The following is a 19,425-nucleotide window of genomic DNA, read 5'->3' as shown; positions in this document are numbered from 1 at the left end:
CCTGCGTCGCTGACCTGCGCAGCGACTCAGGCTCGCGGGCGCAGCCGGAGGTTGGGCAGCTCGGGGGCGGGCAGCGGTGGGCCGTCGTATCCCTCGACCCGGCCGAACCGCTCGTCGATACCGGCGCCGCCGGCGGCCGACCGATCCGGCCCCGCAGCCCGACCACCGGGCGCCCGGACCTCCGCCTGCCATTGCGCGCGTGCGGCGACGATCTCGTCGTGGCTGCGCGCGACGAAGTTCCACCACATGACGATCTCCTCCCCGAACGGGGCGCCGCCGATCAGGAGCAGCAGCGCGTCGTCGTCCGGCCCGTCGGCATCGAGGGCGATCTCGGTGTGTCCGAGGGGCAGGAAGGCCAGCGACGACGGCGCGACGGGCTCGCCCTCGATCCGGACCGAGCCGGCGACCACGAGCACCGCGTGCTCGAACGCCGGGTCGACCGGCAGGACCGCGCGGCCACCCCGCGGGAGGTCGATCTGCGCGCCGACGAGGGGGCTGTGCACGGTGGCCGGCGAACGAGTCCCGGCCAGCTCGCCGACGAGCACCCGCACGCGGGCGGCGCCGACGTCGAGCACGGGCAGGTCGCCATAGTGCGCGAACTCGGGCGGGCGGTGCCGGAGCTCGCCCGGCAATGCGATCCAGAGCTGGACGCCGTGCAGGCGCGGCGGGCGCTCGACCGGAGACTGCTCGGAGTGCGCGATCCCGCGCCCGGCCGTCATGAGGTTGAGCTCGCCGGGGCGGATCGTGGCGACCGAGCCGACGCTGTCGCGGTGCAGCACCTCGCCCTCGAACAGCCAGCTCACGGTCTGCAGGCCGGTGTGGGGGTGCGGCGGCACCTGCATGCCGGCCGACGCCGCGACGTCGTCGGGCCCGTACAGGTCGAGGAAGCACCACGCCCCGACGAGGCTGCGCGCTCGTTGGGGCAGCGTGCGGCGCACATTCATCGCGCGGGGGCCACCGAGCGGGACGTCGCGCGGCTCAAGGATCTGCAGGTCACCGGGCCTGTCGGGCGCGGCGGCGCCACCCGGGGTGCAGATGCGCTCGGCCGGTCGCACCTCGAGGTTGCTCAACGTTCGCCCTTCGGTTCGCGTGTCGGTTACGGAGCACCCTTATCACACCCGTACCCTTGGTCACAGCGAAGGCCCCTCGGAACAACAGTCCGAGGGGCCTTGCTGTGACCGCGAGTCTCGCGAACCGGTTGCCCGGCGCAGTCTGACGCCGCTCCAACGGTGCGGCCAGGATCCGACACTCGGTCTCCCGAGCCCCCTCACCTGCCTCGATCAAACCTTCCGGTCCGTACAGATTCCTGCGTCGTCATCCGCAGCTCTCCGGGTTTCCCCATCGAGTTGATCTGCCGTTCTCCGGTCGGTACCTGTCTCCCGACTCCCGTCCCGATCTCCAGGTTGCCCTGTCCAACAGTGCGGGCCGTTGAGGCCGATACCAAGTTTCTAGTCCTCCTTGCGAGCCCTCCGCAAGGGTTTCGCGACCGGACTTTTCGGACATCGGGCGCCCACAGGTTCATCCACAGCTGTGCATGCGTGCGTCCACCGGCATGCACAGGGTGGTGGACAAAATTTGTGGATAGTTCACCCCCCGTACACCCCGTCCGACGCCGCCCCGTGGTGAGCCCCAGAAGGCCGCCCGCGCCGCTCTGGGGCTATCTGTGCAGGTGGGAGCCACCGAACGGGATTTCGACGGCCTGTGCGGCCCCGGCGGGCGCGGGCGCGGTCTCGCCGATCCACAATCCGCCACCCGCGCCTGTGGATAACTTCAGCCTGCACAACCCGGTTCTGCGAGCTTCCCGCCGTGCTGCGTAGTCCCGCAGTTCGTGTCACCGGGCTCAGCTCGGAGCACCGGCGGGAGGGTTTCGGGCTCAGGCGCCCACGTCGTGGAGGTGGTGGACGACGTCGTGCAGGTAGTACTGGCCCAGGGTGCGGACCGTGAAGACCGATCCGTTGGAGCGCCGGCCCGGACGCTCGAGCTGGTCCGGGCGGACGGCGTCGAAGCGGTCCGCGAGAGCGGTCGCGGCGCGCGCGAGAGCCTCGGCGACCGGCATCGGCTCCAGCGTCGCGTAGGCGTTCTCGATCGCGGCCGCGTCCTGGTCCCAGTCCGCGAACAGCGGGTTGTCCGTCTCGAGCATCGCGTCCAGGCGCTCGGCGAAGATCCGGTTCACGTCGCGGACGTGCGCGCCGTACTCCAGGACCGACCAGGTCGTGGGATTCGGCCGCTCGCGGGCGTCCGCGCGGCCCAGCGCACTGCGCCAGCGCGGGATCTGCCCGCGCACGATCGCACCGAACCTCGAGGGCACGACGTCGGACGCGACGAACCTGCACTCGGGGCACGGCCGGGTCAGGACCCAGGTCCAGTCCTTGGAATCGGGCTCGATCGCGTCGGAATTCATCCCATCACCCTAACCAGCGCACAGATAGTCAGACCTCTCTCAACCTCCCAACGCCACAACGTCCGAGCGTTGACGTCCTATAGGACGTCAACGCTCGGACGTTGTGACTTCAGATCGCGAGGAACCTCAGAGCGCGCCCATGGCGTCCAGCGCGTACCACTCGCGGTCCGTGAACAGCCGTGACCGGGTGAGGAACCGCAGGCCCTCGGGCGCCTCGAGCGAGAACCCGGCCCCCCGACCAGGCACGACGTCGATCGTCAGGTGCGTGTGCTTCCAGTACGCGTACTGGCTGCGGGACATCCAGACCGGCACGGTGAAGCCGCCGTCGGCCGGGTCGAGATCGACGCCGGCCGGGTCCTGCGCCGCCGTGCCGGACCCGGCGACCCCGGACCGCGCCGAGGGCGCGATCACGAGGTCGCCGAGGTGCACGTCGGCGTCGCCGGTCAGGAACTCCCCGGCCGGGTAACACATCGGCGACGACCCGTCGCAGCAGCCACCGGACTGGTGGAACATCAGCGGCCCGTGCGTCGCCCGCAGCGTGCGCAGGAGCCGACCCGCGGCGGCCGTCAGGGCCACCCGGGCCACCGGCACTCCGCCCGTCACCCTACGACCCGCGATACCAACCGTTGGCTGCGTCATGGTCAGTACTTGATGACGACGCGGCCGTCGATCTTGCCGTGCTTCATCTCGTCGAAGACGGTGTTGATCTCGTCCAGCCGGCGGGTGGAGACCGTGGGCTTGATGACGCCGCGGGAGTAGAACTCCATCGACTCGGCCATGTCCTGGCGGGTACCGACGATGGAACCGCGGACCGTGAGCCCCTTGAGCACGAGCTCGAAGATCGACGCCGGGAACTCCCCCGGCGGCAGGCCGTTGAAGACGATGGTGCCGCCGCGACGGGCCATGCCGATCGCCTGACCGAACGCAGAGGGGTGCACGGCGGTGACGAGCACGCCGCTCGCGCCGCCGCCGGTGGCCTTCTGGACCGCCGCGGCCGGGTCCTCGTTCATCGCGTTGATGACAATCTCGGCGCCGTGCTTCTTCGCGAGGGTGAGCTTGTCGTGCGCGACGTCGACCGCGATGACGCGCATGCCCATCGCCTTGGCGTACTGCACGGCGATGTGGCCGAGGCCACCGATGCCGGAGATGACGCACCACTGGCCGGGGCGGGCCTCGGTCATCTTCAGGCCCTTGTAGACCGTGACGCCGGCGCAGAGGATCGGCGAGATCTCGACGGGGTCAGAGCCCTCGGGGATCTTCACCGCGAACCGCGCGTCGACCAGCATGTACTGCCCGAAGGAACCGTCGACGCTGTAGCCGCCGTTGACCTGGTTCTCGCACAGCGTCTCCCAGCTGGTGCGGCAGAAGCGGCAGTCGCCGCACGCCGACCAGAGCCAGGCGCTGCCGACCAGGTCACCGATCTTGAGGCCCTCGGCGTGCTCGCCGAGCGCGACGACCTCGCCGACGCCCTCGTGGCCCGGGATGAACGGCGGCGACGGCTTGACCGGCCAGTCGCCCGTGGCGGCGTGCAGGTCGGTGTGACAGACACCGGAGGTGATGAGCTTGACGAGCGCCTGACCCTTGCCGGGCGTGGGGATCTCGACGTCCTTGACGACGAGGTCCTTGCCGAACTCGGTGACTACAGCTGCTTTCATGGTCGTCATCGTTGACTGCCTTTCATAGCTGTGGTGCGTGAATCGTGCCGTGAATGTGTCCGTGCGGAATGTGGGCGGACTGGATCCGCGGATGGGAACCGCCGGGCACGGCAGTGGAGAGGTCCTGCCGTGCCCGGCGGTTCATGGGGCCCTTGTTCGGCCCCGGGGAGATCTTTAGAAGAAGCCGTCGGCGTTCGGGGAGTACGAGACCAGCAGGTTCTTGGTCTGCTGGTAGTGGTCGAGCATCATCTTGTGGTTCTCGCGGCCGATGCCCGAGCCCTTGTAGCCACCGAACGCGGCGGCGGCGGGGTACGCGTGGTAGCAGTTCGTCCACACGCGACCGGCCTGGATCGCGCGGCCCGCGCGGTAGGAGGTCATGGACTCGCGGGACCACACGCCTGCCCCGAGCCCGTAGAGGGTGTCGTTGGCGATGTCGATCGCGTCGTCGAAGTCGTCGAAGGTCGTCACGGCGAGGACCGGACCGAAGATCTCCTCCTGGAAGATCCGCATCGAGTTCTTGCCCTCGAAGATCGTCGGCTGCATGTAGTAGCCGCCGGCCAGGTCGCCCTCGAGGATGGTGCGCTCGCCACCGATGAGCAGCTTGGCGCCCTCGGCCTTGCCGATCTCGACGTAGCTGAGGATCTTCTCGAGCTGGTCGTTCGACGACTGCGCACCGATCATCGTCTCGGTGTCCAGCGGGTTGCCCTGCTTGATCTTCCGGACGCGGTCCAGGGCGTCGGGCAGGAACTTCTCGTAGATGGACGCGGCGACGAGCGCGCGGGACGGGGCCGTGCAGACCTCGCCCTGGTTGAGCGCGAACATCGCGAAGCCCTCGAGCGCCTTGTCGTAGTAGGCGTCGTCGGCGCGCGAGATGTCGTCGAAGAAGATGTTCGGGCTCTTGCCGCCGAGCTCGAGGGTGACCGGGATGAGGTTCTGGCTGGCGTACTGCATGATCAGCCGGCCGGTGGTGGTCTCGCCGGTGAATGCGATCTTGCGGATCCGCGGCGAGGACGCGAGCGGCTTGCCGGTCTCGACGCCGAAGCCGTTGACGACGTTGATGACGCCGGCGGGCAGGAGGTCCGCGAGGAGCTCCATGAGTATGAGGATCGACACCGGCGTCTGCTCGGCCGGCTTGAGAACGACGCAGTTTCCGGCAGCGAGGGCGGGCGCGAGCTTCCAGATCGCCATCAGCAGCGGGAAGTTCCAAGGAATGATCTGACCGACGACGCCCAGCGGCTCGTGGAAGTGGTACGCGATCGTGTCCTCGTCGATCTGCGAGATCGAGCCCTCCTCGGCGCGCAGCACCCCGGCGAAGTAGCGGAAGTGGTCGACGGCGAGGGGGAGGTCGGCCGCGAGGGTCTCGCGGACGGGCTTGCCGTTGTCCCACGTCTCGGCGACGGCGAGCATCTCGAGGTTGTCCTCGATGCGGTCGGCGACCTTGTTGAGGATCACCGAGCGCTGGGTGGCGGTCGTCTTGCCCCAGGTGCGGGCGGCGGCGTGCGCTGCGTCGAGCGCGGCGTCGATGTCGTTCGCGTCGCCGCGAGCAACCTCACAGTAGATCTGGCCGGTGACCGGCGTCGGGTTCTCGAAGTAGCGACCGGCGAGGGGGGCGACGTACTCGCCACCGATCCAGTGGTCGTAGCGCGGCCGAAAGGTCGCAAGGCTCCCGGGCTTGCCGGGTGCGGCGTACACAGTCATCTCAGGAACCTCCAGGCTGATGTGCTGGGAACCGCCGGGTTACGCGGTACCCAGGGACGCCGCATCGTCGCGACGGGCCACAACCGGGACGTTAGGCCTACGTACGTTGCGCGACCGTTGCAACGTTGCGGGGAGTTCTTTGGGACGTATGACCCTGGGCGTGACAGACCGATCACACCCGCGATCAGACCCGGCGGTCGGGGGCGAAGCGGTCAGCGCGGCAGCGGGCGAGGGCGCTGCGGGGCTCGGCCGGCGAGCGCCCGGCCGGCGAGCGCCGGACCGCGCACCCCGAGCTCGAGGTCGAGGACGTCCGCGTGCGCGCGGGCCCGGATCCAGCCCGGGGACCCCTCCGGGTGCAGGGTGAGCAGCCGCTGCCAGGCGTCCAGGTCGTCCGCGCCGGCGGCCCCGAGCGTCCAGGCCTCGAGCGCGCGCACGTCCCGGGTCCGGGCAAGGGCGGCGCGCAGCTCGGCGGCGAGCTGCTCGCGGAGCGCCTCGACGCCGGGCGCCTCCGACCGCGGCAGCACCGGGCCGCGGTACACCTCGACCGCGCCGGACACGTCACCGAGCGCGAGCAGCTCGCGCACCTCGTCCACGTCGGTCCGGATCGGTTCCGCGAGCCGGTACGGCCGCGAACCGCCGAGCAGGACGCCGACGACGCGCCGCAGCCGGGACATCTCGGCCCGCACGGTCACGTCCGACAGGGTCCCGGGGTGCAGCAGCGCGGCGAGCTCCTCGCCGGTCAGACCGGCCTGGTGCGTGCCGAGCAGGAGCAGCAGCTCGGCGTGCCGCAGCGTGAGGGCCTGCCGCTCGCCGTCGCGCACCAGCGTGCCCGACGACGTCCCGAGCACCTCGAGCAGGCCGGCCGGCGCGGCTCGCGGCTCGCGCTTCCGGGCGTCGGCCGAGGGCACCCAGAGGGCCGCGGCGGCGTCGTCGGGCACGGCGGACGAGGTGGGGCGACCGCGGCGGGTCGGGGCGCCGTCGTCGGCCCCGGAGAGCATGGCGCGCAGGGCGCGGACCGCGAGCTCGGACTCCATGGCGGCGACCGTGGCGCGCACCAGGGAGAGCATCTGCGGGGAGGCGGCAGGGTCGCGCCCGGTGATGTCGAGCGCGCCGAGCACGCGGCCGGTGACCGGGTCGTGCACGGGGGCGGCCGAGCAGCTCCAGGGCTGGACGGCCCGGGTGAAGTGCTCGGCGGCGAAGATCTGGATCTCGTGGTCGGTGGCCAGGGCGATGCCGGGCGCGTTGGTGCCGGCGTCCTGCTCGCTCCAGCTGGAGCCCTCGACGAAGCCGACCCGCTCGACGTCGCGGCGCACGGTGCGGTCGCCCTCGACCCACAGCAGGCGCCCGGAGGTGTCCGCGATGGCGACCAGCATGCCCTCGGAGCCGGCGGGTTCGATCAGCAGCCGGCGCACGATCGGCATCAGCGGCGCGAGCGCGTGCTCGCCGCGGAACGCGGCGAGGTCGGCTCCGGTCAGGTCGACGGGCGGGCGGGGGCGCTCGGGGTCGACGCCGCTCTTGCGGCTGCGCAGCCAGGAGTCCATCACCACGCGGCGCACCGCGGAGACCCTGCCCCGCGCCGTGCCCTTCTCCTCGGGCGGTGCGGAGCCGCCGTTCATGAACAGCTCGTGGGCGGCGTGCAGGCGTGAGGAGAGCTCGGCCGGGTCGACCCCGAGGGGCCACGCGACCCACGGGCTGACGGACTTCGTCATTCGAGCGGACTCCCCTCGACGTCGGCGTCGGTGTCGGGCAGGGCCAGCGCGGATCGAGGCGGCGGGCTCCCTTCGAAGGGTAACCCGCGGCGAGCCGCGTGACACCGCCGTTGGGTGCTGACAGATCGTGAGATGCTGTCAGAATGCCCAAGATCATCGGCGGGTCGCTGCGCGAGCACCGGGCGCAGACCCGCGAGAAGCTCTTCGCCGCACTCTGCTCTTTGATGGGCGAGCGGGGTTTCGACGCGATCAGCCTCGCCGACATCGCGGCCACCGCCGGGGTCGGGCGCACGTCCGTGTACAACCACTTCGCCGACAAGGAGCTGCTGCTCCTCGGCTACATCGCGCACGAGACGACGCTCTACCTCGACGCGCTCGGGGTCGCGCTGCACGGGATCGAGGACCCGGTCGAGCAGCTGCGGACCTATGTGCGCCAGCAGACGCAGGTCAAGCGGGTCTTCCACACGAATCCCGGCCCGGACCTGCGCACCGTGCTGTCCGTCGGTACGCAGCGACGCCTGCGCGAGCACATCGTCGGCGTCGAGACGATCCTGCGAAACATCCTCGCGGCGGGCATCGAGTCGGGGGCGTTCCCCGAGCAGGACATCAACACGACCGTGCCGCTGGTGCACGCCTGCCTGTCCGGCCGGGGCCTGCCCGACGACGAGCCCGCGCGCGAGCAAGCGATCGAGGCCACGGTCACGTTTGTCCTGCGCGCCGTCGGCGCCGAGGCCCCCGCCCTGGCCTGACGTGACGTCCGTCCGCGTCGTCGCGGCGACCTGCGGACCGCATCAGTTCCGTTCGTTCCGGACAAAATGGACCTCATGGGTCAGCGATCCGGCGGCCCACCCGAATCAACCAACCAACGCCCGCTGCCGACGAGCGGCCTGAGCCCAACTACGCGCAAGACACGGCTGCGCCGCCTCCCTACTCGGCACCGCAGTACGCAGCACCGCAATACGCAGCACCGCAGTACTCGGCGCCTACGGGTGCGATGCCTTAAGCGCCCCGATACCCCCCGGCCGCGACCTGACCGAACTCGAGCCTCGGCACCCTCGGGCGGCCGATCCCCGTCTGCCCCGCCCCTCACGAGGGTGGTTCAACCGTCGAGAGTGGGTTCAACCGTCGAGGGTGGCTCAACCGTGTAGCGGGAGGATGAGCCCCCTCGGGGCGCCGGGGAGAACGCGGACCGGGACACCCCAGTCCTGGGCGTTGAGGTGGCAGGCGGGGTACTCGATCGCGGGGTCGGAGTCACAGCTCGCGGCGTGCGCGGTCACGTGCAGCACGCCGTCGGTCGCATCCGGGTTGAACACCAGGTCGCGCGCCAGGTCGACGTCGTCGCCCGCGCCCGCGAGCAGCAGGTCGGGCGGAGTCGAGGAGACCTGGAGCCGGGTCGAGGGGCCGTAGCGGTCGTCGTACTTCTGCCCGGCGGCGGGCGTGAAGACGACGTCGAGGCGGAACGGTCCGGGTGCGACGTCGGTCACCGGGCGCTGCGTGCGGTGCGCGCCGGCGTCGAGGATCTCCCCCGCGACGTCCTTCGGGAGGCGGATCCGGGTGAGCCGGTGCGCGGCCGACTCGACCACCAGCAGCTCGACCCCGCTGGGCGCGTCCCCCTCGCGCGGCGCGAGGACGACGACGCCGCTCGGCTCGGCGAGGTCGCGCGCGAGGGTCGTCACCTGGCCGGGACTCCCGTCGGCGCCCGGCGCATAGCGGCGGATCGCGCCGTTGTAGGTGTCCGCGACGGCGATCGACCCGTCCGGCAGGACCGCGACCCCGAGCGGGTGCTGCAACAGCGCCTGACCGGCGGCTCCGTCCCGGAACCCGAACTCGAACAGCCCCGCCCCGACGGCGGTGCCGACGGTTCCGGCCGACCAGTTTTCGGAAGATTCTGTGCGAATTTCGCGCAGATCCTTCCCAAAACTCGCTGGGTCGAGGTCGAGATGGCGCAGGGCGGAGACCTCGGAGTCGGCGAGCCAGATCCGTCCGGCCGCGTCGACCGCGAGCCCGGAGGTCTGCGCGAGCCAGGCCTGGTCGGCGGGACCGTCGAGCAGGCCCTCGTTCATGGTCCCGGCAAGCCGGCGGATCGCGCCGCGCCGGACGTCGAGCGCCCACAGCGTGTGGTTGCCGGCCATCGCGACGACGAACGCGTCGGCGTCCGGCGACCAGACGACGTCCCAGGGCGAGGACAGCCGCACCGTCAGGGGGTCGAAGGACGCCGCGTGCACGTTGCCGGGGCTGCCATCACCGTCGTCGCCGTTGTCCGGGCCTCCGACGACGTAGGGCTCGCCGGTACCGGCGACGGTGGTGACCTGTCCGTCGGCGAGGCGGATCCCGCGCAGGGCGTGGTTGACGGTGTCGGCGACCAGCACGTCGAACCCGACCTCGGCGCGGAGCTTCGCGGGGACCAGCGCGAGGCCGTTCGGCTCGCTGAACCGGGCGTCGTGCGGACCGCCGTCGGCCAGGCCCCGTTCGCCCGAACCGATGCGCCGGACGAGGGTCTCGCCGTCCGGCGCGAGCTCCGCGAGGCTGTGGTGCCCGGCGTCGGCGACCAGGAAGGTCCCGCCGGGCAGCGCGATCGCCTTCGCCGGGAACCGCAGCGTGCCCGAGGTCGGCACGGGGGCGACGTACGGACCGTCGCCGCGGTGCAGGGTGCCGTTGGCCTCGTGCTCGGCGACGAGGTCGCGGACCAGGATCTCGAGGTTGTGCGCGTGTCCCTCGCCGGCCATCTGGGCGACGATGTAGCCCTCCGGGTCGATCACCACGAGCGTGGGCCAGGCCCGCGCGGTGTACGCGGACCAGGTCACGAGCTGCGGATCGTCGAGAACCGGGTGATGCACCTCGTACCGCTCGACGGCGGCCGCGAGGGCGACCGGATCGGCCTCGTGCGCGAACTTCGGCGAGTGCACCCCGACGATGACGAGCACGTCGCGGTGCTCGGCCTCGAGCTCGCGCAGCTCGTCCAGGACGTGCAGGCAGTTGATGCAGCAGAACGTCCAGAAATCCAGGATCACGATCTTGCCGCGCAGGTCAACGAGGGTCACGTCGCGCCCGCCGGTGTTCAGCCAGCCCCGGCCGACCAGCTCTGACGCGCGGACCTTGGGGAGCGAACCGGTGACTGCCACGAGGCAAGTCAACACGATGGCTCGGGCGGTCCATTCCCGGGCGGGCGCGTGACAGCCGACTGGAGGCCCGAGCGCGGTTCGGGCCGATGCCGGGCGGGTGCGCGGTGTGGCTAGCTCGCAGCCGCAGCCCTCGCCGCGGCTGCCCTGGCGGCAAGGGCGCCGAACTCCTCGACCCCGAAGGCCGTCCCGGCCAGTCCCCAGCCGCCCTCGGCGGCCTCGGTGAGGATCACCCACGTGCGGGCGGCCTGCGACTCGTCGCCGGAGATCCGGGTGACGATCTCGGTGATCTCCCTGGTGAGCTGCCGCTGGCCGTCCCGGTTGAGCGCCGCAGGAGGGGTGATGACCTGGACGCGCACCGTGCGCGCGGATGCGGAGTTCGCGGTGGAGATCGCCGACGGCGGCAACCGGTGGATGAACGCGGCCGTGTTGTCGAGGTGGAACGGCCCGGGGGTCGACACACCTTCGGCGCGGAGGACCGCGTGCGTGAGCTCGTTGCCGAGCCGGCTGTCCGCGTCGGCCGGGAACAGGTCTGCGGGTGCGTAGACGTCGATCATGGGCATCGGGAGGCTCCTCGCTCGCAACTATGATGGGATGCATAGACCGTAAACTATGACGACCGTCATGGTCAAGGAGATCAACACATGGTTGTGGGCAAGGTTCGAGCCCGAATGATCGAAGGCGCCGTGCAGCTCCTGGCCCAGCACGGGCTCCAAGCAACCTCGTTCTCCGAGGTCCTCCAGCTGACCAGAGCCCCCCGGGGGTCGATCTACCACCACTTCCCCCACGGCAAGGACCAGCTGATCGGCGCGGCCGTCGACCTCGCGGGGACGCGCGCGCTCGATCTGCTGGATCGGGTGGAGGGCTCCCCACCCGAGGAGGTGACGGAGTTCTTCCTGGGGATGTGGCGAGCCCTCCTCTCGCACACCCACTGTGGGGCTGGATGTTCCGTGCTCGCGGTCACGGTGGCGACAGACTCCCCGGACCTGCTGGCTCAGAGCGGCGCCGTGTTCCGCTCGTGGCGCGGGCGGCTTGCCGAGCTGCTCGAGCAGGGCGGCCTCACCGCGCACGAGGCGAAGCGGTTCGCCACGACTCTTGTCGCCGCGAGCGAGGGCGCGGTGGTTCTCAGCCGTGCGGAGCAGGACATGGAGGCGTTCGAGCTGGTCTCCGAGCAGCTGCTCGATCAGGTCCGGGCGATGGTCACGAGGTAGCCCAGCGCGTCAGCCCGCCGACCGGCGGGGTCAGGGGTCGCTGGAGGCGAGCGCAGGCGCGGCGTCGACGGGTGGGGTGCCGACGTCGGCGACGTCGCGCGGTTCGTAGTGCTCGCGAGTGAGGTCCGCCTGCCGGATCCGGTCGAGGCGGAACCACCGAATCGCCACGCGGTCGCGCGACCAGGCCACGAGGTACCAGCCGCGTTCGGTGCGCGCGAGCAGCACCGGCTCGACGGCGCGCTGGGTGACGCGGCCGGCGGCATCGCGGTAGCGGATCGCCAGGACGAGGTGCAGCAGCAGCGCCTGCTCGACGGCGCGCAGCACGCCGGGTTGGGCCTTGTGCAGCCCGGACTCCCGGGCATCTTCGCGCCCGTTCTCGTCCTGCACGTCGGTCGGCACGGGTGCCTGGTCCGACTGCACCGCGAACCAGATCCGCCCAGCCACGTCGCGGGCGCGACCTCGGTCGGCCGGGCCGAGCGCGTCGAAGACCTTCCCGCGCGCGGCCGCGCCATCGACCGCGAACGGGCTGCCGGGCGGGAGCGCGGCCAGGGCGACCGCGACCGCCACGGCTTGGGCGGGCGAGAAGTTCACCGGCGGCAGGCTCGCGGAGTCGTCCAGCACGTAGCCGCCGCCCGGGCCCGGCTGGGCCCAGATCGGCGCCCCGGCCTGTTGGAGGGCGGAGATGTCCCGCTTGATCGTGCGATCGCTGACCTCGAGCGTGGCGGCGAGCCTGCGCCCGGTCCGGCCCGCCCTGCCGGCCCGTCGCAGATCCTCGGTGATCGCGTAGAGCCTGTCCGTGCGGTTCATCGATCCTCCCGAATAAATGGTGACAGACAGGTGTCACCAGTGGGGGCCAAGGCTGGTCTCATGACTACTGAGACCGACCGTATCCACATCGTTCTCGTCCCCGGATCCTGGCTGGGAGCGTGGGCCTGGGACGGCGTCGTCGGGCCGCTCCGGGCTGCCGGGATGAAGCCGCACGCCGTCACGCTTCCCGGGCTCGAGCACGCTGACACCAACCGGGCCGGCATCACGCGCGAGGACCACGTGCGTGCCGTGCGCGACGTCGTCGAGGGGCTCCCGCCGGGGATCGTGCTCGTGGGGCACAGCGGGGGCGGTGCGCTCGTGCACGCCGTCGTCGACCAGGTGCCGGACCGGGTCCGGCGCGCGATCTACGTCGACAGCGGCCCGCTGGCCGACGGCGCGGTGCTCGCCCCGGACCTGCCGGCCGACGCGACCGAGCAGCCGCTCCCGTCGTGGGAGGACCTCGATGCCGCCGGCTCAAGCCTCGACGGGCTCGACGCCGAGGCCCGCGCCGCGTTCCGGGCCCGGGCGGTGCCGCAACCCGCTGGGGTGGCGCGCGGGCCGGTGCGCCTGAGCGATCCGCGACGGTTCGGCGTCCCGGTGACTGAGATCTGCACCAGCCTGCCGTCGGCCGTGCTCAGGACGATGATCAGTCCCGACTCACCGCTGCACACCGAGCTGGACGAGCTCGACGTCACCTACGTGGACCTGCCGACCGGGCACTGGCCGATGTTCTCGCGGCCTGCCGACCTCGCGGCGGAGATCGTGGCGGCTGCCCGCGCATGACCCTCGGCGTCGGAGGTGCCCGGGGCTAGCTGGACGGCGGGACCGGCGGGCCCTCGTCGCCGCGCCGCTCGATGATCTCGTGGTGGGTCGTTCTCGTGCGCTGGGAGCTGGCGACCAGCGTGATGATCAGGGCGACGACCCCGGCTCCCATGCAGATGTAGCCGACCATCGTCAGGTTGACGGCGTCGATGCTGTCGCGGACCGCGAATGCCAAGATGGCGCCCACCACCAGGAGCGCGATCGATCCTCCAATACCCATCGTCGTGCTCCTTCGTCGGTACCGATTCACTCCGACGTCGAGAAACTCGGACGCCGGCCGACGCGAACGCGCGTCGATGCGTTAACCACAACGGTACGACGTCCGCGCGCAAGCGCCCAGGAACGGAACGTCGCGCCTGGCCACGGCCGGACGGCGACCATGGGTTCGGGTCAGTAGCCGGCAGGCGAGTTGGAGCGACGGTCGTCGCCGCGCCGCTCGATGATTTCGCGATGCGTGGTCGTGGCCCGCTGCGAGCTGATGATCACGGTGATGATCAGCGCCAGCACCCCGGCGCCCATGCAGATGTAGCCGATCATCTTCAGGTCGATCGCGTCGACGTTGTCGGTGACGGCGAACGCCAAGATGGCGCCCACGACGATCAGGGAGATCGATCCTCCGATGCCCACAGTCGTGCTCCTTCGTCGGTGCTGGGACTCGCCCGTTCCCGAGGGATCTCGGGCGCGGACCGACTCGCTCGCGCGCGTCGACGCCGTACCAGACCACGGCGCGACCGCGCAGCGCAAACCGGTCCAAATTCGATGCCCCCTGATGCTCGTCCGGGGCACGCTCAACGTCAGCCCAGCAGCTCGGGCAGCGGGCGCTCGGTGCCCAGGACGTGGTCGGCGAGGAACGAGGACACGACGCCGTACCAGAGGATCGCGTGCTGGGGGCTGAGCACCCAGTGATTCTCGTCCGGGAAGTACAAGAACCGGTGCGCCGTCGCGCCGTCGTCGTCGGCCGCGAGCTTGGAGCGCGACAGCAGCTCGTACCAGAGCCGCAGTCCCTCCCCGATCGGCACCCGATAGTCCTTGTCGCCGTGCACGACGAGCATCGGGGTCGCGATCTGACCGACGAACCGGTGCGGTGAGTTCTCCAGCGCCATCTCGTCGGTCATCTCGCGCGCCCAGTAGTACGCGGCGTCGGTGGTCGGACCGAACTGGTCCAGGGCCCACAGGCTCGCGTGGGTGACGATCGCCTTGAACCGGTCGGTGTGGCCGGCGACCCAGTTGGCCATGTAGCCGCCGAACGAGCCGCCCATCGCCGCCGTGCGCGTCTCGTCGATGTCGGCGCGGGCACAGACAGCGTCGGTCATCGCCATCAGGTCGGTGTACGGCTCGGCGCCCCACGCGCCCCAGCCGCGCTGGACGAACTCCTGGCCGTAGCCGGTCGACAGCCCGGGATCCGGGAGCAGGACGGCGTAGCCCTGCGCCACCAGCAGCCACGGGTTCCAGCGCCAGGACCAGGCGTTCCACGATCCGAGCGGGCCGCCGTGGATCCACAGCAGCAGCGGGGCCTGGTTGTCGGCACCGGCCCCGGCCGGCAGGGCTAGCCAGCCGCGCACCCGCACGCCGTCGGGCGCCGTGGTCTCGACCTCCGTGAGCGTGCCGGGCAGCTCGGGAGCGGGTGCCGGGGGTTGCAGCGCGACGGCGGGGACGGGGCCGAGCGCCGCCGCCGCGGCGAGGTCGATCCGGACCGCGTGTCCGGGCGCGAGGTAGGACGTGCGGGTCGCGTAGAGCCGGTCGCCGTCGGGGCTCACCTGCAGATCGCCGAAGACGGCGTCGTCGCTGGTCACGCGCGAGACGTCGCCGGTCGCGACGTCGACGCGGAAGACCGGCGCGCGGCCGTTGTCGTCGGCCACGACGAGCACGGCGGACGAGTCGGGCAGCCACTGCGTGCCGCTCGGCCAGCGGTCCCAGGAGTCCGCGAGCGGGCGCCAGGTGCCGCCGGCGAGCGGCACGAGACCGAGCGCGACGCGCGGCGCGACCTGCGGGGTGCTGATGGACTCGCGCGAGAACGCGACCCACCGGCCGTCCGGCGAGATGACCGGGGAGTAGAACTCCGCCGACTCGTCGTCGACGAGGGTGCGCCGCTCGCCGGTCGCGACGTCGATCGCCACGAGCGTGGAGCGCTGGGCACCGCGCGCGAGCGGGCGCACCCAGGCGGTGACGACCGTGGCGCCGTCGGGCGAGATGTCCGCGGAGGTCTCGTGCAGGGCCGCGCCGGCGTCGGGCGTGAGGTCGCGCAGGTCGAGGTGCGGTTCGGGACTGCCGGCGACCTGCGAGGAGAGGTCGCTGACCAGCCCGGCGGCGAGCAGGTGGGGCGTGGCCGGGCCGAGGTCGTGGTCCCAGTACCGGACCGGGTAGCCCGAGTGCAGGATCGCGGAGACCTTCTTCTCCTTGCGCGCCGAGCGCAGCTTCTCATCGTGCGCGGTGTCGCGGGCACCGGGCAGCACGTCGGAGGTGACCAGCACGACCGGCGCGTGCTGCGCGATGATCGGGTGCCCGACGCCGCCCGACCGCGTCGCCACGACCCGCGCCTCGGCGCCGTTCGCGGGCAGCAACCACAGGGCCGACGGCGGCTCGTCGTCGGCAGCCGCCTCCTTGCCGCTCGCATCCGGCCGGGCCGAGGTGAACAGCAGGTCGCCCGCGCGGTTGAACGCGGCGCCCTGCTCGCCCTGTCGCGAGCGGGTCAGCCGCCGGGCGGGCAGGTCACCGGTCGGGTCGATCTCCCACAGCGCCGAGACGTATTTCACGCCCTTCTCGTCGAGCGTCGAGACCGAAGTCACGAGCCGGGTCCCGTCCCGCGAGAGCGTCAGGCCGCTCGCGCGCGGCAGGGCGACATAGCGATCGAGATCGTGGAACGGGCTCGGCGGCTCAGGGCTGGCGGCGCTGGGGAGCGCAGAAGGCTCGATAGTCACCGTTACGTCCTACCACGCGCGTCGGTCGCCGCGCCGATAGGTGGGCACCGGCCCCGAGGCTGCAAGATGGGGGCGCCAGGTCCGCTCTCGGCGACGAGTCCTCTTTGCGGGCGGACGACGAGCGGGGGATTTCGATGCTGGACGGTAGGCCTGGACGGTGCCTGAGCGCGACGGTCGTTGCGGCGCTGATCGTTGCCGGCCTGGCGGGCTGTGGTGCGACGCCGGGCGCGGGCACCGGGAGCACGCAGACGCGCTTCGCGGCACTGGTCGAGGCCGCCGGGAAGGGCGACAAGACGGTCGCGATGACGAGCGTGACGCACTTCGACTGGGATCACGGCGTCGCGGTGTGCCCGCGGGACTCGGTCGACGCCGTCGAGAAGCTGCTCGGCGCGAAATGGCCGGACGCTCCCAGAGCGGCCGACGACGGCGTGGCGTACGTCCTGTTCGCGGGTGGGGACCGGGTGGTGGATTCGATCCGGATCAAGCGGTCGGCGATCGACCCGTGCGCCGGGCGGGTGCCGCTCGCGAAGCGGGCGTTCGGGCCGACTGGGGTGTTCCGGGTGAGCGCCGCGACGGGAGGAACCGGATGGATGCTCACACCGGTCGGGTGAGAATCGGGCAACTTCTGGGCCGACGAGTTGAGGCGGCGTGACAGTGGCATCTACGCAGGGCGAGCTCGCGCCTGGTCCCGGTCGACTGATCGTGCTGACCGGACCGCCGGGTGCAGGCAAGATCACCGTCGCCAGGCTCCTTGCCGCGCGCTACTCCCCGACCGTGCACCTGCACTCAGACGATTTCTGGGGCTTCATTCGCCAGGGCGCCATCGCCCTACAAGCCGCAGGCGCATCGTCAGAACACCGTCGTCATCACCGCGCCGGCCCGGTCAGCCGGCGCCTATGCCTGCGGCGGTTACCGCGTGATCGTCGACGGCATCATCGGAACTTGGTTCATCGAGGACTTTCGCGAGATGGCCGAGACGCGAGACACCCAGATCCACTACGTCGTCGTTCGCTGTGAAGTGACAACGAAGATGTCACTTTTGACACGGTAGTTGTCACGGTGACAATCAACCTGTCCCAGTGACAACGAACTGTCATCAGTTGCGCGTCATCGGACGGATGCCTGGCTCTGATAGCGTTCCCGAACATGGAGTCGCGGATGATCCAGGTAGGAGCCGCGACGCTGCACGTTGGCGTGACGGGTGATGGCCCTGACGTCGTCGTCCTCACCGGTGGTCCGGGTTGTGTGCAGTACCTGGAGGGCGACGACCTTGCACCGCGGGAACACCGCGCCTGGTATCCCGAACTGCGTGGCGTCGGCCGCTCGGGCGGCGGCCCCCACACCATGGAAGAAGCGATCGCTGACCTCGAAGGCATCCGCGAGGCGGTCGGCGTCGGCACCTGGATCGTGGTAGGCCATTCCTGGGGCTGTGACCTGGGTGTGCGCTACGCAGTCGAGCATCCGGAAGCCGTGGCCGCGGTGGTCGGCATCGCCGGCCGGGGCCCCCAGCGTGACCGCACGTGGTCTGAGGCCTACGAGTCCGGTAAGCCCACGGAGCCCCTTGTCGAGATCGCCTGGGCGCCCGACGTGCATGCGGCTCTCAGCGCTTCGTTCACCGACTGGATTCATCGACCGAACCTGTGGCGCGAACTGGCTACCTGCGACGTGCCGATGCACTTCATCGCCGCCGGCAACGACATCCGACCATCGTGGTCCATCGAGCAGGTTGCCGCGCTTGTTCCGCGCGGAAGGTTCTCAACAGTGCCGGGTGTTCCACATGACTTCTGGTTCACCCACCCTGAGGTCTGGACCAAGACCATCACGAACGCCTGTACTGCTTCGTGACCTCCGCCCGACGGCCGGATACCTGCAGCTCGTCGCGCAGCGCGACGATTTTAGAGCCTGAGAAAGTACCCTTGCCGTGGGCAGAGGCGTGACTTCACGCACTGTCGACTCGCTTCCCTCCGTACCTCGCACGGAGGAGGTCGGAATCCTTCAACATGTGCCGCACTTGCCAATCGAGATCCGCGGGTTTCGAAGCGCCGCCTGGCTGCGAGTAGTGCTCCGCGAGCATCTCCTTGACTCCGTGGAACAACCACGCCCAATAGGTCGGCCACACCAGGTGCCACTCAGTTTCCGAGAGCGTACGTACCGAGTCGTACCCGCGGATGACCTCGTCGTGATCACCCCGCCAGGCGAGGGCGAAGTCCGCGACAAGATGGTTGTTATGGCAGGCCTCGAAGTCGAGGATCCCGCTTAGGGCAGCTCCGTCGAACAGCAGATTCCACCGCGTGAAGTCACCATGGATGACGCCTGAGGGGACATCGGACTCATGATCGGCAAGCTGGGCGGCCGCCGCCTCACGATAGGCGCGGAGGATCCGGCCTTCTTCCGGCAGACGCTGCTCGTGAACGGTCAGCCACCGGTCGAGCAGCGGATCGCGGACGGTCTGCCGCGGAAGAGGGAATCCGTCCCGCTGGCCGGCCACGCCGAGCGAGGAGCTCGCAGCATGGAACTGCGCCAGCAGCCTTCCACGTGCATACTCCTCGGCGGCATCGTCCTCGACGGGAGCGGGTTCGCCGGGAAGCCAGGCGAAGAGCCTCCAGACCCCGTCCTCCCGGACGATGGGTTCCTCCGTCAGGAACGGAGCCGGCCAGTTGACCGCCCGCAACGCCGCCATGACACGGGTCTCATACCGCCAGTCCGACCGAACGTCGGCGGACAGCCACTTGACGGCGAAAACAGAGGAGCGGCGCCGGACCCGCCACGTACGGGATCGGCTGCCGCCCAGGTAGCTCGCGTCAGACAGGCGCCACTGCTCGAGCAGGTCCCCCGGAAGCGTCTCATCGGGCGCTGCTCGGCTGGTCGAAGGGTGGGTCACTGCTGTCATCTCCGAATCACGTCGAGGAGCTCGAGGGTGGTGGCACACCCTGGGGTGGACCCGGCAGCGCCACCGACGCGGGCTGCGCTGATGGGCACGCAGGAACTGGTGCCATCTTGCCTGACAATTCTCGGACTCCGCCGCCTCGGCTCTCGGCAACGAGATGGCCGAATCCAGCGGGACACGATGAGTGGCAACGCGCCA

The 19,425-nt window shown here is 70.7% G+C and carries 18 protein-coding genes; 5 read left to right on the top strand and 13 right to left on the bottom strand.

From position 1 onward, the window contains the following. Positions 1 to 26: 26 nt before the first annotated feature. The 6 genes from VIM26_RS00445 to VIM26_RS00420 all read right to left on the bottom strand — a co-directional run bounded on the left by VIM26_RS00445 (position 27) and on the right by VIM26_RS00420 (position 7,463). Positions 27 to 1,070: a pirin family protein gene (locus tag VIM26_RS00445; protein WP_331948336.1), complete on the bottom strand. Its 1,044-nt coding sequence runs from the start codon at positions 1,068 to 1,070 to the stop codon at positions 27 to 29. An 803-nt stretch (positions 1,071 to 1,873) separates the two neighbouring features. Then, the gene (locus tag VIM26_RS00440) at positions 1,874 to 2,401 is read right to left on the bottom strand and encodes a DinB family protein (protein ID WP_331948335.1); all 528 of its coding nucleotides are present in this window, start codon (positions 2,399 to 2,401) and stop codon (positions 1,874 to 1,876) included. Between the two features lie 126 nt (positions 2,402 to 2,527). Further along, positions 2,528 to 3,040 (bottom strand): DUF779 domain-containing protein, encoded by a 513-nt coding sequence (locus tag VIM26_RS00435; RefSeq protein ID WP_331948334.1) that lies wholly within the window; start codon positions 3,038 to 3,040, stop codon positions 2,528 to 2,530. Positions 3,041 to 3,042: 2 nt separating this feature from the next. Continuing rightward, on the bottom strand, positions 3,043 to 4,056 hold the full coding sequence (adhP, locus tag VIM26_RS00430) for an alcohol dehydrogenase AdhP (RefSeq protein WP_331948333.1): 1,014 nt from the start codon (positions 4,054 to 4,056) through the stop codon (positions 3,043 to 3,045). A gap of 174 nt (positions 4,057 to 4,230) precedes the next feature. Next, positions 4,231 to 5,754, bottom strand: a complete 1,524-nt coding sequence (locus tag VIM26_RS00425) for an aldehyde dehydrogenase family protein (RefSeq protein ID WP_331948332.1) — start codon at positions 5,752 to 5,754, stop codon at positions 4,231 to 4,233. A gap of 212 nt (positions 5,755 to 5,966) precedes the next feature. Next, the gene (locus VIM26_RS00420) at positions 5,967 to 7,463 is read right to left on the bottom strand and encodes a GAF domain-containing protein (RefSeq protein ID WP_331948331.1); all 1,497 of its coding nucleotides are present in this window, start codon (positions 7,461 to 7,463) and stop codon (positions 5,967 to 5,969) included. Positions 7,464 to 7,606: 143 nt separating this feature from the next. Here VIM26_RS00420 and VIM26_RS00415 point away from each other — a divergent pair, with 143 nt between their 5' ends. After that, entirely contained in the window at positions 7,607 to 8,212 is a 606-nt protein-coding gene (locus VIM26_RS00415; RefSeq protein ID WP_331948330.1) for a TetR/AcrR family transcriptional regulator, read from the top strand. A gap of 387 nt (positions 8,213 to 8,599) precedes the next feature. Here the strand turns inward: VIM26_RS00415 and VIM26_RS00410 are convergent, their stop codons facing one another. Further along, positions 8,600 to 10,585 (bottom strand): NHL domain-containing thioredoxin family protein, encoded by a 1,986-nt coding sequence (locus tag VIM26_RS00410; RefSeq protein WP_331948329.1) that lies wholly within the window; start codon positions 10,583 to 10,585, stop codon positions 8,600 to 8,602. 110 nt (positions 10,586 to 10,695) lie between these two features. Next, positions 10,696 to 11,145, bottom strand: a complete 450-nt coding sequence (locus tag VIM26_RS00405; RefSeq protein WP_331948328.1) for a hypothetical protein — start codon at positions 11,143 to 11,145, stop codon at positions 10,696 to 10,698. A gap of 108 nt (positions 11,146 to 11,253) precedes the next feature. Here VIM26_RS00405 and VIM26_RS00400 point away from each other — a divergent pair, with 108 nt between their 5' ends. Then, positions 11,254 to 11,793, top strand: a complete 540-nt coding sequence (locus tag VIM26_RS00400; RefSeq protein WP_331948327.1) for a TetR/AcrR family transcriptional regulator — start codon at positions 11,254 to 11,256, stop codon at positions 11,791 to 11,793. A 30-nt stretch (positions 11,794 to 11,823) separates the two neighbouring features. Here the strand turns inward: VIM26_RS00400 and VIM26_RS00395 are convergent, their stop codons facing one another. After that, entirely contained in the window at positions 11,824 to 12,600 is a 777-nt protein-coding gene (locus tag VIM26_RS00395; RefSeq protein WP_331948326.1) for a helix-turn-helix transcriptional regulator, read from the bottom strand. A gap of 60 nt (positions 12,601 to 12,660) precedes the next feature. Here VIM26_RS00395 and VIM26_RS00390 point away from each other — a divergent pair, with 60 nt between their 5' ends. Further along, on the top strand, positions 12,661 to 13,383 hold the full coding sequence (locus VIM26_RS00390) for an alpha/beta fold hydrolase (protein ID WP_331948325.1): 723 nt from the start codon (positions 12,661 to 12,663) through the stop codon (positions 13,381 to 13,383). Between the two features lie 25 nt (positions 13,384 to 13,408). Here the strand turns inward: VIM26_RS00390 and VIM26_RS00385 are convergent, their stop codons facing one another. The 3 genes from VIM26_RS00385 to VIM26_RS00375 all read right to left on the bottom strand — a co-directional run bounded on the left by VIM26_RS00385 (position 13,409) and on the right by VIM26_RS00375 (position 16,334). Continuing rightward, positions 13,409 to 13,642, bottom strand: coding sequence for a DUF6458 family protein (locus VIM26_RS00385; RefSeq protein ID WP_331948324.1), 234 nt, complete (start codon positions 13,640 to 13,642; stop codon positions 13,409 to 13,411). A gap of 170 nt (positions 13,643 to 13,812) precedes the next feature. Next, complete coding sequence (locus VIM26_RS00380; protein ID WP_331948323.1) at positions 13,813 to 14,049, bottom strand: DUF6458 family protein; 237 nt, start codon at positions 14,047 to 14,049, stop codon at positions 13,813 to 13,815. A gap of 167 nt (positions 14,050 to 14,216) precedes the next feature. Next, positions 14,217 to 16,334 (bottom strand): S9 family peptidase, encoded by a 2,118-nt coding sequence (locus VIM26_RS00375; RefSeq protein ID WP_414696424.1) that lies wholly within the window; start codon positions 16,332 to 16,334, stop codon positions 14,217 to 14,219. 140 nt (positions 16,335 to 16,474) lie between these two features. On the opposite strand from VIM26_RS00375, the gene VIM26_RS00370 reads away from it, so the two are divergent. Both VIM26_RS00370 and VIM26_RS00365 read left to right on the top strand, forming a co-directional pair. Next, on the top strand, positions 16,475 to 16,951 hold the full coding sequence (locus VIM26_RS00370) for a hypothetical protein (protein WP_331948321.1): 477 nt from the start codon (positions 16,475 to 16,477) through the stop codon (positions 16,949 to 16,951). A gap of 547 nt (positions 16,952 to 17,498) precedes the next feature. Continuing rightward, positions 17,499 to 18,185 (top strand): alpha/beta hydrolase, encoded by a 687-nt coding sequence (locus VIM26_RS00365; RefSeq protein ID WP_331948320.1) that lies wholly within the window; start codon positions 17,499 to 17,501, stop codon positions 18,183 to 18,185. A 94-nt stretch (positions 18,186 to 18,279) separates the two neighbouring features. On the opposite strand, the gene VIM26_RS00360 is transcribed toward VIM26_RS00365, so the two are convergent. Further along, a complete protein-coding gene (locus VIM26_RS00360; RefSeq protein ID WP_331948319.1) occupies positions 18,280 to 19,230 on the bottom strand; it encodes a phosphotransferase enzyme family protein in 951 nt (316 codons plus the stop codon). Positions 19,231 to 19,425: the final 195 nt, after the last annotated feature.

It is taken from the genome of Pengzhenrongella sp., from assembly GCF_036565025.1.
GTDB lineage: Bacteria > Actinomycetota > Actinomycetes > Actinomycetales > Cellulomonadaceae > Pengzhenrongella.
The sequence above is the reverse complement of the archived record's forward strand: the minus strand, read 5'-3'. Positions and strand labels throughout refer to the sequence as shown.